The sequence below is a fragment of the Streptomyces sp. NBC_00285 genome, from assembly GCF_036174265.1.
In the GTDB taxonomy this organism is placed as follows: Bacteria; Actinomycetota; Actinomycetes; order Streptomycetales; family Streptomycetaceae; genus Streptomyces.
Genome location: NZ_CP108055.1, coordinates 9,017,045 through 9,030,921, shown reverse-complemented (window position 1 = coordinate 9,030,921; position 13,877 = coordinate 9,017,045). Strand labels below are relative to the sequence as shown.

Genomic DNA, 13,877 nt, shown 5'->3' with positions numbered 1-13,877 from the left:
CCGATGGTAGGTGCAGGCAGCGGGGCGGTGTAAGTGTCGTCTCGCCTTGTGGTCCTGTCGATCGGGCCGAGGGCGGGAAAGGCAGCCGGAGGGCTGCGACGAGCCTCGCCGATCCCGGCCCCGTGCGCAGCCGGAGGCACCGGCCGGCCCGACGTGTTCGAGGAGACGAACAGGGTGGCCGTCCTCGCGGATGTGACGGACCTCATCGACGGTGTGCCCACACGCTGAGACGACGCCGTTTGCGGGGGTTCGCCCGGGGCACCCGCGCCTGCATGGAGTGGTTGCGTCGAGCTGCCTGCGTGGGAGAGGACCCCGAGCTGTTCTTTCCCGTGGGCACTCAGGGACCGGCACTGCGGGACGCGGCGGCCGCGAAACGCGTCTGCGCCCGCTGCCCGGTGTCGGTCCAGTGTCTGTCCTACGCCCTCAGCAGCCGACAGGCCGCGGGTGTGTGGGGAGGGACCTGCGAGAAGGAACGCGACGCACTGCTCCGGACGTCCGAGGACCGCACCCGGACGTCCACGGCCGACGCCGGAAGGAGAAGCACCGTATGACTGTCAAGAGCACACTTCCCGACGATGACCGTCAGGTCACCGGGGACGCGTTGCAGAGCACCCTGGTGGATCTCGTCGGGCTCTCCCTCATCGGGAAGCAGGCCCACTGGAACCTGGTGGGGCCGCGTTTCCGTTCCATCCATCTCCAGCTCGACGAGGTGGTCACGGCCGCCCGCGACTTCTCCGACACGGTCGCGGAGCGCGCCGCCGCGCTCGGCCTGCCGCCCGACGGCCGGCCCGAGACGATCGCGTCCGCCTTCACGCTTCCCAGCCCGAAGGACGGCTGGGTGCGGGACACCGAGGTCGTCGAGGTCATGGTCGAGTGCCTGACGGCGGCCGTCGGACGACTGCGCGAGCGCATCGAGTCGACCGAGAAGGCCGACCCGGTCTCCCAGGACCTGCTGATCGGCATCACGGCGGAACTGGAGAAGCAGCGCTGGATGTTCGACGCGGAGAACTGGCCCAAGGACTGAGAGCGCGCGGCGGACGTACGGACGGAAGGGGCCCCGATGACCGACGCCCTCGAACTCGACGCGCTGTGGGAGGACTTCCACCGTGCGGTGAACATGACCTCGCAGGAACTCGCCGCCTGGCTGCGGGTGATCGACGCGGACGAGTCCACGCAGCCGCTGCCGGAGCACGCGGGTGAGCCGACGGGACAGCATGTCCTGGCGATCCTCCAGAAGCGGCGGACGGACCTGACGGACACCGACCTCGAGGTGATGTACGAGGTGGTGGACACCGTCGCCGCGGAGGCCGACGTGGGACACGAACCCGAGGCCGAGTCGACCCGCCGCCGGCGCCGGTTGATGACGCTGGGGCACGACCCGCTCAAGGCGTGAAGCGGTCGTTGCCGGCCACCGTCGAGGACAGCACCAGCAGCCCCTGTATCGGCTGCTGGTGCTGTGGCGTTTCCGGGCCGGTGCGGCCTTGAGCGGCGAGGTGGCCGAAGACGGCCTCCGTGCCGGGTGATCGTGGCACACTGCTCGCACACAGTGCCGAACCCGAGCAGAGGAGCCGTGTGTGACCGGGACCGAGTCGGCCGGCCGGCGGATCGACACGAGCAGGCCGCATTCGGCACGGGTGTACGACTGGTTCCTCGGCGGGAAGGACAACTACCCCGTCGACGAGGAACTCGGACGGCGGATCACGGCCCAGGGGGACGCTCCCCGGCAGGCGCGCGCCAACCGCCGCTTCATGGAGCGGGCCACGCGGGTCGCCGTGCGGGAGGCGGGAATCCGCCAGTTCCTCGACATCGGCTCCGGCATCCCCACCGAGCCCAACCTCCACCAGATCGCCCAGTCCGCCGTACCGGACGCGCGGGTGGTGTACGTCGACAACGACCCGATCGTCCTCGCCCACGCGGCGGCCCTGCTGCACGGCACGCCGGAGGGGGCGACGCACTACCTGCAGGCCGACGCCCGCGAACCGGAGCGGATCCTCCAAGGAGCCTCGGCCGTCCTCGACTTCGAGCAGCCCGTCGCGCTGTCGCTGGTCGCCCTGCTGCACTTCATCTCCGACGAGGACGGCGCCCAGGAGCTGGTGGACAAGCTGGTCGGTGCGCTCGCCCCGGGCAGCTGTCTGGTGCTGTCGGCGATGACGGCGGACTTCGATCCGGAGAAGGTGAACGCGGGCATCGCGGCGTACACGGCGAGCGGGGTGACCCTGGTGGCCCGCTCGCACGACGAAGTGAGCCGTCTCTTCAAGGGACTTGAGGTGCTGGAGCCCGGGATCGTGTCCCTGTCGCGGTGGCGTCCGGACGAGCGGGAGGACGGCGACCTCGTGTCGCTGTACGGGGCGGTCGGCATCAAGCGCTGAGCCCGCGAGCCACCCCTCACCCCAGCAGCCATCCGCCGTCCACGCTCAACTCCACCGCGTTGACGGAGCCGTTGCGCAGCAGGAAGTCCACGGCGTCCACCACGTCCGCCACGCTCGCGAGCCGTCCCGTCGGTGTCCTGGCCCGCGGTCCCGCCAGTACCTCCTCCGGTTTGGCCCGCCAGTAGGGGCTGTCCCCCACCACACCGGGATGGATCGCGTTGACCCGGACGGGAGCGAGTTCGACGGCGAGGGTGTGCGTCAGCCCCCTCACTCCGGCGTTGACGGTCGCCACGGTCGTCGCCCCGGGATAGGGGCGCTCCTTGGCCTGGCCGCCGAACAGCACGATGGCGCTGTCGTCGTGCAGCCGGGACCGCAGTGTGTGCACGACCTCGGTGTAGCCGACGAGTTTGAGCGTGACGAGGTGGACGGCCGCGTCGATGTCGTAGTCGCTCACCCGGTTCTCGTCACGGGAGACACCCGCGAGCACGAGGTGGTCGACGCGTCCCACGTCGCTCAGCGCGTCGGCGATCCCCCTGGGCCGGGCGAGATCGAGGGCGAGCCCCCGGGCGCCGATCTCCTTGGCCACGGTGTCCGTGCGGTGGGCGTCCCGTCCGGTGATCACCACCTCGTCGCCCCGCGCCGCGCGCACCCGGGCGAACTCCCGCCCGATGCCCGAGGTTCCGCCGACCACCACGACACTGCTCATCGGGACGCCTCCCTCAGGTACTCCCAGTCCCTGGTGAACCGGTAGGAGTGCCGCACCGGCGGTTGCGGTGCCTGTGTTTCCAGCCAACGCAGCGGCCCGTCACCGGCGTTGGCGAAGCCGTGCACGCAACCGGCGCCCGCCCACGCGCAGTCGCCCGGGCCGAGCCGGTGTCGCGAACCGTCGAAGACCGCGTCCGCCTCACCTTCGAGGAACAGATAGGTCTCCTCGAAGGGATGATCGTGGGTGCCCGCGACGCCGTCGGGCGCGTACTGCACCATGAACATCGTCGAGGCGACCGCGCCCAGATCGCCGTCGACCATCATCTTCACGGTGATTCCGCTGTACACGAGGAGCGCCGTGCGCATGCTCGCCGAGACCGCGAGCAGGTCCTGGGACTGCTTCCCGGGATCCATCTGGGCGGGTTCGAAGTGACCGAAGGACCGGGTGCGCGGGTCGCGGACGTCGATGCGGACGGGCGGGCGCACGGGCCACGGGGGGACGGACGTGGTGTCGTACCCATACCGGGCTCTCGGTACCGGCGCCAGCATGTCCGCCCAGCGGGCGACGCCGTCCCCGGCACCGCGCCAGGCGTGCGGGACTCCGGTCGGAAGGAGCCCGTAGTCACCGTCCTCCAGCAGATACGACCCTTCGGGCGCATCGAGGATCACGGTCCCGTCGAGGACGTGGAAGCTCTCCTCGTACGAGTGCACATGGGCCGCGACCGTCCCGTCGGGGCGCAGCTCGCACACCCCGAAACCGGTGTGCGAGCTGCCGTCGCCCTCGCCGACCAACTCCCGTCGCCGGTAGCCGTGTTCGTCGTACGACGGCTGTGGGGCGTCGGTGGCCCGGCGCACCAGGTGCCGTGTCACGCCCGGGCCTCCTTGGCGGCCAGCAGCCGGTCGCGGGACTCCTCGACGAGCCGCACGGCGCGTGCCGTGTCGGCCGTGAGCTTTCCGTCGCGCTTGCGGACGACCCCGTCGACGATGACGGTCTCCACGTTGGAGACGTCGGCGCTCAGTGCCACCGCCGCGGCGGCGTCGTGAACCGGGGCCACGTTCAGGGCGGTCGCGTCGATCGCGACGACGTCGGCACGCCTGCCCGGGGTTAGCGAGCCGGTGCGGCCCTCCAGGCCCGCCACATGCGCGCCGTTGCGGGTGGCGATCTCCAGCATCTGACGTGCCGTCAACATCGTGTCGGGGACCGGTACATCGGCCTGCCAGCTGGCTGCGTTGACGCGGGCACGCTCGGCGCCGAAGGCCGCGCGGATCTGGGTGAACATGTCGCCGGGCACGGTGGTGACGACGTCGATGCTGAGCGACGGTCGCAGCCCGTACTCGATCGCCTTCATCACCGGCGGCCAGCCGTGCCCCATCTGCGTCTCGACCTGCGGCGCGATGGAGACCGTACCGCCGCTGTCGGCGACCAGCCGCCACTCCTCCTCGCTGAGATGGCAGCAGTGGATGTAGGTGGTGTCGGGGCCGAGGAGGCCGAGGTCGTGGAGCTGCTTGACCATGCCGAAGCGGCCGGCGAGCCGTCCCATGGCCACGTGCACGGTGATCGGGATGTCGAGTTCGCGGGCCAGGGCCCATTCGGAGGTGACGACGTCGGTGACGCAGAAACCGGGGCCGCGGGTGGCCAGGGCCAGGGTGAGCAGGCCGTCGTCGGAGGCGAAGTGCTCGGTGCGGATGCGGCGTACGTCGTCGCCCGGGATCGCGATCTTGCTCTCGAACCAGTAGTCGGCGAGGGAGGTGTTGGCGCTGCCGTACGCGTACTGGGCGCGGATGCCGCTCTCCGTGAGGGCCCGGATCGCCGCGTCCGGGTGCTCGGGGGTGTTGTTGATGTGGGACCAGTCGACGAGCGTGGTGATGCCGGCGTTGAGGCATTCCAGGGCGCCCGCGAGGTTGGCGGCGTACACGTCCTCGGGTGTGTAGAGGGGCGCGAAGGTGTCGAGGATGTCGACGAAGTAGTCGTCGAGGGTGGCGTCGGGCGCCACGTTCCGGATCGAGGCCTCCCAGGTGTGGCGGTGGGTGTCGACGAAGCCGGGGATGACGATCCGGCCGGTCATGTCGAGGACTTCGGCGTCCGCGCTGATCTCGCGCTCCACCGCCGCGATCCTGCCGTCCTCGATCAGGACGTCTCCCCTCGGCAGGTCCCCGACCGCGGGGTCCATCGAGAGCACATGTCCGGCACGAAGGAGTGTCCGATGGGTCATCGCGCTTCCTCCTCAGGGGTGTTCAGTACGCGGCCAGGCTCCTGACGGCCGCCACGACCTTGTCGACGGTGGGAATGACCTGTTCCTCCAGCGCGTCGGCGAACGGCAGCGGCACGCACTCCCCCGCCACCCGCCGCACCGGCGCGTCCAGCAGCCCGAACCCCTCGTCGGCGACGACGGAGACGACGGTGGCGCCCCAGCCGCCCTGGTACGGGTTCTCCTCGACGACGACCAGCCGGGACGTCCGGCCGAGTGAGGCGAGGACGGTGGCCATGTCCAGGGGGACGAGACAGCGCAGGTCGACGACCTCGACGTCGATGCCGTCCACGGCGAGCAGTGCGGCCGCCTTCAGCGCGACCGGCACCATCGACGCGAGCGCCACCAGCGTCACGTCGGCGCCCTCACGGACGACGGCGGCCCGGCCCAGCTCGACCACGTGGCCCGGTGGCGGGGGCGCGCCCTTGGTGGCCAGCAGTCCCTTGTGCTCGAAGAAGACGACCGGGTCGTCGCTGCGGATCGCCGCCGCCATCATCCCGACCACGTCGGCGGGAGTGGAAGGCGCCGCGATCTTCAGCCCGGGAACGGTCAGCGCCCAGTTCTCGGTGGCCTGGGAGTGCTGGGCGCCGAAACCGAGCCCGCCGCCGTTGGCGGTGCGAACGACGAGGGGCACGGTGACCTGACCGCCCGTCATGTACCGCACCTTGGGTATCTCGTTGGCGAGGTAGTCCCAGCAACAGGCAAGGAAGTCGGAGAACATGATCTCCGCGACGGGCCGCATCCCGGTCATCGCGGCGCCCATCGCCGCACCCACGATGGCCTGTTCGGAGATCGGGGTGTCCCACACCCGCTCGGGTCCGAACTCCTTGAAGAGCCCGGCGGTCGTCTTGAACACCCCGCCGGCCTCGCCGATGTCCTCCCCCAGGCACACGACGGCCGTGTCCCGGCGCATCTCCCGCGCGATGCCCTCGGCGACCGCCTCGCGATAGGTGATCACGTCCGCCATGCGGCACCTCCGTCGGCCCATACGTCGGTGAACGCCTCGCCCGGATCCGGCGGCGGTGCGCCCTTCGCCGCCTCGACGGCCTGTCGTACGGTCTCCTGGGCGCGCGCGTCGGCCGCGTCGACCGTCTCCTGCGGCACTCCGGCCTCGGTCAGCCGGCCCCGCGCGATGTCCAACGGGTCGTGCCTGAGCCAGCGTTCGACCTCCTCGGCCGGGCGGTACGTCGCCGGATCGGTCCGGCTGTGCCCGAAGTGACGGTAGGTCTCGGCCTCCAGCACAGCGGGCCCGTCTCCGGCCCGGGCCCGCCGCGCCAGCCGTGCCACCACCTCTCGTACGGCGACGACGTCGTTGCCGTCGACGACCTCGCCGGGGATGCCGTACGCGGGTGCCCGGTCGGCGGCGGGCCGGGGCACCGCGGTCACGGAGGCGATCGGCGTGTACTCCATGTACAGGTTGTTCTCGCAGATGAACAGCACGGGCAGCTTCCATACGGCGGCCAGGTTGAGCGCCTCGTGGAAGGCACCGATGTTGGTGGCGCCGTCGCCGAAGAAGGCGACCGCGAGCTGTCCGGTGCCGCGCAGCCGGGCGGACCAGGCGGCGCCGACCGCCATCGGGAGGTGGGCGCCGACGATGGCGTAGGAACCGAGCATGTTCGCATCGGCCTTGGTGAGGTGCATGGAGCCGCCCTTGGCCCGGCACAACCCCGTTGCCCTGCTCATGAGTTCGGCGAGGCATTCCTCCGGGGTGGCGCCCCGGGCCAGCGCGTGGTGGTGGCCGCGGTAGGTGGCGAAGACGTAGTCGTCGTCGCGCAGGGCGGCGCTCGCTCCGACGGCGATCGCCTCGTGGCCGGCGGCGAGGTGGGTGGTGCCCTTGACGAGGCCCTGGAGGAACAGGTCGTGGGCGGCCTTCTCCGTGCGGCGGATGAGGGCCATCTGCTCGTACAGGGTGAGGAGTTCGGCCGCTTCCATCAGTGCTTCCCGTTGTTGAGATGCGACTGCGACTCACGGCGGGTGTTCAGCTCGCCGCCCACCGTCCAGTACTTGCGGCCCGCCACCAGCAGTTCCTCGGCGGGGAACTTGGTGATGACCTCGCAGCCGTCGGCGGTGACGACCAGTTCCTCCTCGATCCGGGCGGCGGACCAGCCGTCGGCGGCGGGCCAGTAGGTCTCCAGGGCGAACACCATGCCCGCTTCGAGGACTTCGGGGTGGTCGAGGGAGACCAGCCGGCTGAAGATGGGCTTCTCCCAGATCGACAGGCCCACCCCGTGGCCGTACTGGAGGGCGAAGGCGGCTGTCTCGTCGGCGAAGCCGAACTCCTCGGCGCGCGGCCACACCTGGACGATGTCGGCGGTGGTGGCGCCGGGCCGGACCAGGGAGATCGCCTCGTCCATGTACTCCCGGCAGCGCACGTAGGCGTCCTGCTGGGCGCGCGAGGCGCTGCCGACGGCGAAGGTGCGGTAGTAGCAGGTGCGGTAGCCGAGGTGGCTGTGCAGGATGTCGAAGAAGGCGGGGTCGCCGGGGCGGATCAGGCGGTCGCTGTAGACGTGCGGGTGGGGTGAACAGCGTTCCCCCGAGATGGCGTTGACGCCTTCGACGTACTCGCTGCCCAGGTCGTAGAGGACCTTGCTGACGAGTCCCACGCACTCGTTCTCGCGGACGCCGGGGCGCAGGTAGCCGTAGAGCTCCTCGTAGGCCGCGTCGACCATCGCGCAGGCCTGGGCGAGCAGGGAGATCTCGTCTCCGGTCTTGACGCGGCGGGCCTCCAGGAAGACCTGCTGACCGTCGACTACGTCGATGCCCTCGGCCCGCAGGGCGGCCAGGACGGGCATCTCGGCGACGTCGATGCCGAGCGGTTCACCGGCGAGGCCGTGGGCGCGCAGTTCCGAGGCGACCTTCGCGGCGACGTCCTCGGCGATCCCCGCGTCCGGGTGGAAGGCGCCGCGCAGGGTGGAGATGCCGGCGCGGGCTCCGGTGGGCGGGCCGCCCTTGCCGTCGCTGTGGTCGAGCCAGGGGTTGTAGAGCTGGTGGTGGCGGGCGGCCGAGCCGAAGTCCCAGACGACCGGTTCACCGCCGCGGACCAGCAGGGCGAAGCGGATCAGCTTGTCCATCGCCCAGGTGCCGATGTGCGTGGCGGTCATGTAGCGGATGTTGGCGAAGTCGAAGCTGAGCACGGCGCCCAGCTCGGAGCGGTTCAGCGAGTCGTGGAGCCGGGCCAGGCGCTGCCGGCGCAGCCGGTCCAGGTCGACGCGTTCTTCCCAGTCGACGGCGTTGGGGCCGTAAGTGCGGATCGCCATGGCGACCACCCCCACCTTCGAGTGAACGACCGTCCGCGGGGGGTGTCAAGTGTCACTGAACAGTTTGGCCGGTCACGAACCAGACGCCCACGGCCGGCTCGTCGCCGTCGTTGCGGTAGCGGTGGGGGGTCGTGGACTCGAAGCAGACGGCGTCACCGGGGTGCAGGACCTGCTCGTCGAAACCGAGGGTCAGGACGAGTTCGCCGGAGGTCAGACAGCCGTACTCCGTGCCGGCGTGCCGCATCAGGCCGCCCGAGCCGGAGGAGGAGCCGCCGGGCCGGTAGGTGACGAGGAGGAAGCCGACGTCCGTGCCGGGGACGTGCCCGAGCCGCTCCCACACCACGCCGGAGTCCAGTTCCAGCACCTCCCGCTCACCCGGGGTGACCAGGGGGCCGATACGCCGGCCGGGGTCGGCGGCGAAGGCCGCGAGGGCGGGCACGACGGTGGCCGGACTCAACGCCACGGCGGTCTCCCGCACCTCGAACAGGGATTCGACGGAGATCCCGAGAGCCGTGGTGATGGCGTACAGCGTGCTCACCGACGGCTGGCTCTTGCCGGTCTCGATCTGGGAGACCAGGCTCGCGGAGACGCCGATCTCGCGGGCCAGGGCGCGCAGGCCCAGGCCGCGCTCCAGACGCGCCTGCCGGATGCGCGCGCCGACGGACGGCGCGGGGGCAGGGGACACGGGTGGGCTCCTCTCGTGTGCAGCTCCATTGAACATCCCGAAGCCCACCCCGGAACAGACCACCCGCCCCACTCAGAACACCACCCGCCCCACCCACAGCCACCGCCCGCCTCACCCCGGGAAGATCGCCCGCACCTCCCACCCGTGCCCGGTCCGTGGTCCCGCGTGGAGTTTCCCGCCCAGTGCCGTCACCCGCTCCCTGAGCCCGACCAGCCCGAACCCGCCCCCGTGCGCCGCGGCGGGCAACTGGCTGCCACCGCGCCCGTCGTCGGACACGGTCACCGCCAGGCGGCCTTCCTCGTACCGCAGCCCGACGGTGACCTGGGTGGCGTCGCCCGCGTGCCGCCGTACGTTCGTCAGCGCCTCCTGCACGACGCGGAAGGCCGCCGCCTGGACCTCGTGCGGGAGGGTGTCGGGCACGGCGGGTCCGCGGTGCAGGGTCGCCTTCTGGACGGGGCTCGCGAAGCCGTCGATGAGTCCGGCGATGCCCGCGAGGTCGCCCACGGGGCGGCGGTCCGCCGCGTCGTCGGTGTCGCGCAGCACACCGACCGTGCGGCGCATCGACGCGAGGGCCTCGGTCGCGGCGCGCTCGATGCCGGCGAGGACCGGGTCGAGGTCGTCGGAGTCGTTGTCCGCCATCATGCGGGCCACCTGGGTCTGCACCAGGATGCCGGTGACATGGTGGGCGACGAAGTCGTGCAGGTCGGCGGCGATGGCGAGCCGCTCCGAGCGCCGGGTCTCGCTGACGGCGACGGTCCGCCGGTAGTCCTGCGAGCGCAGATACGCCGCGAACGCCACCGTCAGCCCCACCAGGACGAGCCCGACCAGCATGTACGCCAGCATGGTGTCGGTCTGGTGCGGGAACGCCCGTACCGGAAGCGCCAGCACGGCGCCCCCGTCGAGCGACGCGCACACCACCACCGCTTTGCGCGGACAGTGCCGTACGGCGACGAACAGCAGGCACAGCAGGATCGCCGGCTCACCCGGGCCGAAGTCGGCGCCGGAACGCACCACCGAGTCGGCCGTGCACAGGAGGGAGGCCACGGCGGGCGCGACCGTACGCACCTGCGGGGTGAGCCAGGGCGGACGCCGGTGGGCGGGCCACAGTACGGCGGAGCCGCCGAGCAGCAGCACGGCCACCTGCAGCCAGTGGACGCCGCTCTCGGCGCCGGAGGCGAGGAGGTCGACCACCGCCGCCGCGACGAGGGCGCCCACACCTGCGCCCCATACGCAGCCACGGGCGGAAACGGACTTCATGGCGATCACGGTATGCGCAACCGACGACGCCGGGATCGGCCGAACGGTCGAGGCACCGCCGCGCCGGGCCCCGGAACCGTGGCCGTTCGGCCGAGGCGGGTGCCCGGCCCCGCGGGTGAGGGTGGAGCCACTTCCCCGGGAGAGCCCTCCTCCCCTGTCCTCAGGAGCACGTCATGCACGGCACGTACGCCGTCGGCGCGATGGCCGGAGCCGCCGTCGTGTCCGGACCCGGCGGCCGTTTCCTGGCCGGCACCTCGCCTGAGGCATGATCGACCCATGACGAGCCCCCCGTCGGCCGTGCCCATCCGCGTGCTGATCGCCGACGACCAGGACATGGTCCGTACCGGATTCCGTTTCTTCCTGGACGCGCAGCCCGACATCACGGTGGTCGCCGAGGCCGCGGACGGGGAGGCGGCGGTGCGGCTGGCGCGGGAGGTGCGGCCCGACGTCTGTCTGCTGGACATCCGGATGCCGAAACTGGACGGCCTGGCGGCGACCCGCATACTGGCGGGGCCCGAGGTGGCCGACCCGATGCGGGTGGTCGTGGTCACCACCTTCGACCTGGACGAGTACGTCTACGGCGCGCTGCGCGGCGGGGCCTGCGGATTCCTGCTGAAGGACTCCGGGCCCACGCTCCTCGCGGAGGCGGTCCGCGCGGCCGCGGCCGGCGACTCGCTGGTCTCCCCCTCGGTCACCGTGCGCCTGCTCCGCCACCTCACGGCCGGCCCGGCGCCGGAACCGGTCGTCACGGCCCGCCAGGCGCCGGTCACCGAGCCTCTGACCGAGCGTGAGCTCGACGTGGTCCGCCTGGTCGCCCTCGGCCGTACGAACGCCGAGATCGCCGCCGAACTGTATGTGTCCCTCTCCACGGTCAAGACCCACCTGTCCAGCGTCCAGATCAAGCTCGCCGCACGGAACCGCGTCGAGATCGCGGCCTGGGCCTGGCAGTACGGACACGCGCAGCCGGAGGGCTGACCGGCCCTTTCCGCATCGCTCCAGCGGAAGGCGGCGGGCGTCCGAGTCGCCGTTTCGGGGACAGGCTGATCATCGGGCGGCACAATGGCGGCAACGGCCGTACGCACGAGAAGGAGCACAGTCGTGAGCGACAGCCACACCCCGTCGGGTGCGTCGGCGAGGCTGAACACAGGTGTGGCGCACAACGCGCGCGTGTGGAACTACTGGATCGGCGGCAAGGACAACTACGAGGTCGACCAGGGAGTCGGCGATCACGTCGCCGGGATGTTCCCGATCATCCGGGAGATCGCGCGCGCGGACCGCTGGTTCCTGGGCCGCTCGGTGCGCTTCCTCGCCGAGGAGCAGGGCATCCGGCAGTTTCTCGACATCGGCACCGGGCTGCCGACGGTGGACAACACCCACGAGATCGCCCAGCGCATCGCTCCCGAGTCGCGGATCGTCTACGTCGACAACGACCCGATCGTCCTCGTCCACGCCCGCACCCTGCTGACCAGCACCCAGGAGGGCGTCACCGACTACATCGACGCCGACGTCCACGACACGGCCGCCATCCTCGAACGCGCCGCGCGGACCCTCGACTTCACCGAACCGGTCGCGGTGATGATGCTCGGCATCCTCAACTTCGTCCTCGACACCGACGAGGCGCGGCGGATCGCGCGCGAGATTATGTCCGCGCTGCCCGCGGGCAGCCATCTCGCCCTGACGCACCCCACGTTCGACGCCGACCTCGGCGGCGAGGGCCAGATCCCGGCCATGAAGTTCTGGAACGAGAACGCCACTCCGCCGATCACCGCCCGCAGCGGTGCGGACATCGCCACGTTCTTCGAGGGCCTCGACCTCCTCGACCCCGGCCTGGTCTCCTGCTCGCAGTGGCGTGCCGAGTCCGGGACCCCGGTGGTGGTACCGCAGTTCGGCGCGGTGGCCGTGAAACCCTGACGCGGGATCCGATCCATCCGAGCCCGTCGTGGAGGACGTATGACCACCCTTGCCGACCCTGTCCCCGGCGGCCGCCCCGGTGACGTGAAGCGCGCCGGCGCGCTCACCGAGGACCTGTCGGGCCGAGGGGTGCGCGGCATCGTGCTGGCCTACGTGGACACGGCGGGCGTCTGCCGGGTGAAGACGGTCCCCACGGCGAAGCTGGCCTCGGCCGCGGCCTGGGGCGTGGGCATGTCCCCGGTGTTCGACACCTTCCTGGCGAACGACTCCATCGTCACCACCGACACCCTCGGCTCCCCCGACGGCGACCTGCGTCTGTATCCCGACCTGGACCGGCTCGTGGCACTGGCCGGGCAGCCCGGCTGGGCGTGGGCACCGGTCGACAGGATCACTCAGGAGGGCGCACCGCATCCGGGTTGCTCCCGCACCGCCCTCAGGCGGATCGTCACCGAGGCCGCCGAGCTGCACGGGATCTCCTTCAAGGCGGGCATCGAGATCGAGTGGGCGGTGGGCCGGGGCCCGGCGGCCGACGGCGCTTTCGTGCCCGCGGTGTCGGGACCGGCGTACGGCGCCACCCGGCAGGTGGAGCTCTCCGACTACACGGCCGACCTGCTGGCGGCCTGCGAAGAGCAGGGCATCGAGGTCGAGCAGCTGCATCCCGAGTACGCGGCCGGGCAGTTCGAGATCTCGACGGCCGCCCTGGACCCGGTGGCGGCGGCCGACGTCAGCGTGCTCGTACGGCAGACGATCAGGGCGGTGGCCGGCCGGCACGGGCTCGTCGTCTCCTTCGCCCCGTCGGTCTTCGCCGAGGGCGTCGGCAACGGCGGCCATCTCCACCTCTCCGCCTGGCGCGCGGGCGTGAACCTGCACTCCTCGGGCGAGGGCCGCTACGGCATGACGTCCGAGGCCGAGTCGTTCGTGGCGGGAGTCGTCGCCCACCTGCACGCGCTCACGGCCCTGACCGCGCCCAGCCCGGCCAGCTATCTGCGCCTCAAGCCCTCGCAGTGGGCCGGGGTGTTCACCGCGTGGGGCCGCGAGACGCGGGAGGCGGCCGTCCGGATCATCACCGGCACGACGGGACTGACCGACCGGGCCGCGAACCTGGAGCTGAAGCCGGTCGACCTGGCCGCCAACCCGTATCTGGCGTTCACCGGTCTGATCGCCGCCGGACTCGACGGCCTGACCTCGTCCGCCCCGCTGCCCGAGGAGATCACCGGGGACCCGGCCATGCTCACGCCCGACGAGGCGGCCGCGGCGGGCGTACGCCGACTGCCGACGTCGCTCTCCCAGGCGGTCAAGGCGTTCCGCGCCGACGAACGGCTGCGGGCCGCGCTGGGCCCGGCCCTCGCCGACGCCGTGGTCGCCGTGCGGTTCGGCGAGGTCGATTCGGTGGCCGACCTGGACGACGAGCAGCTCGCGGCCGCGTACCGCTGGACGTACTGAG

The 13,877-nt window shown here is 71.6% G+C and carries 16 protein-coding genes; 7 read left to right on the top strand and 9 right to left on the bottom strand.

The window, feature by feature from the left end; genetic code table 11:
• The first annotated feature begins 272 nt into the window (after positions 1-272).
• Genes OHT57_RS41400 through OHT57_RS41390 form a run of 3 tightly spaced genes read left to right on the top strand, consistent with a single transcriptional unit; the run spans position 273 to position 1,393 of the window.
• Positions 273-551: a WhiB family transcriptional regulator gene (locus tag OHT57_RS41400; protein WP_328752089.1), complete on the top strand. Its 279-nt coding sequence runs from the start codon at positions 273-275 to the stop codon at positions 549-551.
• A complete protein-coding gene (locus OHT57_RS41395; RefSeq protein ID WP_328752088.1) occupies positions 548-1,024 on the top strand; it encodes a Dps family protein in 477 nt (158 codons plus the stop codon). Before OHT57_RS41400 ends, OHT57_RS41395 begins: the two co-directional genes overlap by 4 nt.
• A 36-nt stretch (positions 1,025-1,060) precedes the next feature.
• Positions 1,061-1,393, top strand: a complete 333-nt coding sequence (locus OHT57_RS41390; protein ID WP_328752087.1) for a DUF3140 domain-containing protein — start codon at positions 1,061-1,063, stop codon at positions 1,391-1,393.
• Here OHT57_RS41390 and OHT57_RS41385 read toward each other — a convergent pair.
• The gene (locus OHT57_RS41385; RefSeq protein WP_328752086.1) at positions 1,383-1,532 is read right to left on the bottom strand and encodes a hypothetical protein; all 150 of its coding nucleotides are present in this window, start codon (positions 1,530-1,532) and stop codon (positions 1,383-1,385) included. The two genes, OHT57_RS41390 and OHT57_RS41385, sit on opposite strands and share 11 nt — an antisense overlap.
• 42 nt (positions 1,533-1,574) lie before the next feature.
• Here OHT57_RS41385 and OHT57_RS41380 point away from each other — a divergent pair, with 42 nt between their 5' ends.
• Positions 1,575-2,369, top strand: coding sequence for an SAM-dependent methyltransferase (locus OHT57_RS41380; RefSeq protein ID WP_328752085.1), 795 nt, complete (start codon positions 1,575-1,577; stop codon positions 2,367-2,369).
• 16 nt (positions 2,370-2,385) lie between these two features.
• Here OHT57_RS41380 and OHT57_RS41375 read toward each other — a convergent pair whose 3' ends face one another.
• The 8 genes from OHT57_RS41375 to OHT57_RS41340 all read right to left on the bottom strand — a co-directional run bounded on the left by OHT57_RS41375 (position 2,386) and on the right by OHT57_RS41340 (position 10,522).
• The gene (locus OHT57_RS41375; RefSeq protein WP_328752084.1) at positions 2,386-3,075 is read right to left on the bottom strand and encodes an SDR family NAD(P)-dependent oxidoreductase; all 690 of its coding nucleotides are present in this window, start codon (positions 3,073-3,075) and stop codon (positions 2,386-2,388) included.
• Complete coding sequence (locus tag OHT57_RS41370) at positions 3,072-3,944, bottom strand: cupin domain-containing protein (RefSeq protein WP_328752083.1); 873 nt, start codon at positions 3,942-3,944, stop codon at positions 3,072-3,074. Before OHT57_RS41370 ends, OHT57_RS41375 begins: the two co-directional genes overlap by 4 nt.
• Positions 3,941-5,287 (bottom strand): amidohydrolase family protein, encoded by a 1,347-nt coding sequence (locus tag OHT57_RS41365; RefSeq protein ID WP_328752081.1) that lies wholly within the window; start codon positions 5,285-5,287, stop codon positions 3,941-3,943. Before OHT57_RS41365 ends, OHT57_RS41370 begins: the two co-directional genes overlap by 4 nt.
• 22 nt (positions 5,288-5,309) lie before the next feature.
• Positions 5,310-6,290: an alpha-ketoacid dehydrogenase subunit beta gene (locus OHT57_RS41360; protein ID WP_328752079.1), complete on the bottom strand. Its 981-nt coding sequence runs from the start codon at positions 6,288-6,290 to the stop codon at positions 5,310-5,312.
• Complete coding sequence (locus OHT57_RS41355) at positions 6,278-7,255, bottom strand: thiamine pyrophosphate-dependent dehydrogenase E1 component subunit alpha (protein ID WP_328752077.1); 978 nt, start codon at positions 7,253-7,255, stop codon at positions 6,278-6,280. Before OHT57_RS41355 ends, OHT57_RS41360 begins: the two co-directional genes overlap by 13 nt.
• Complete coding sequence (locus OHT57_RS41350) at positions 7,255-8,580, bottom strand: M24 family metallopeptidase (protein ID WP_328752075.1); 1,326 nt, start codon at positions 8,578-8,580, stop codon at positions 7,255-7,257. Before OHT57_RS41350 ends, OHT57_RS41355 begins: the two co-directional genes overlap by 1 nt.
• 52 nt (positions 8,581-8,632) lie before the next feature.
• Entirely contained in the window at positions 8,633-9,265 is a 633-nt protein-coding gene (locus OHT57_RS41345) for a helix-turn-helix domain-containing protein (protein WP_328752073.1), read from the bottom strand.
• A 111-nt stretch (positions 9,266-9,376) separates the two neighbouring features.
• The gene (locus tag OHT57_RS41340; RefSeq protein ID WP_328752071.1) at positions 9,377-10,522 is read right to left on the bottom strand and encodes a sensor histidine kinase; all 1,146 of its coding nucleotides are present in this window, start codon (positions 10,520-10,522) and stop codon (positions 9,377-9,379) included.
• Positions 10,523-10,798: 276 nt separating this feature from the next.
• Here OHT57_RS41340 and OHT57_RS41335 point away from each other — a divergent pair, with 276 nt between their 5' ends.
• From OHT57_RS41335 to OHT57_RS41325, 3 genes are all read left to right on the top strand, one after another.
• Positions 10,799-11,497 carry a response regulator transcription factor gene (locus OHT57_RS41335; RefSeq protein ID WP_328752069.1) on the top strand — a complete coding sequence of 233 codons (699 nt, stop codon included), beginning with the start codon at positions 10,799-10,801 and terminating at the stop codon, positions 11,495-11,497.
• Between the two features lie 123 nt (positions 11,498-11,620).
• The gene (locus OHT57_RS41330) at positions 11,621-12,433 is read left to right on the top strand and encodes an SAM-dependent methyltransferase (RefSeq protein ID WP_328752067.1); all 813 of its coding nucleotides are present in this window, start codon (positions 11,621-11,623) and stop codon (positions 12,431-12,433) included.
• Positions 12,434-12,472: 39 nt separating this feature from the next.
• Positions 12,473-13,876 carry a glutamine synthetase family protein gene (locus OHT57_RS41325; RefSeq protein ID WP_328752065.1) on the top strand — a complete coding sequence of 468 codons (1,404 nt, stop codon included), beginning with the start codon at positions 12,473-12,475 and terminating at the stop codon, positions 13,874-13,876.
• The last annotated feature ends 1 nt before the right edge of the window (position 13,877 follow it).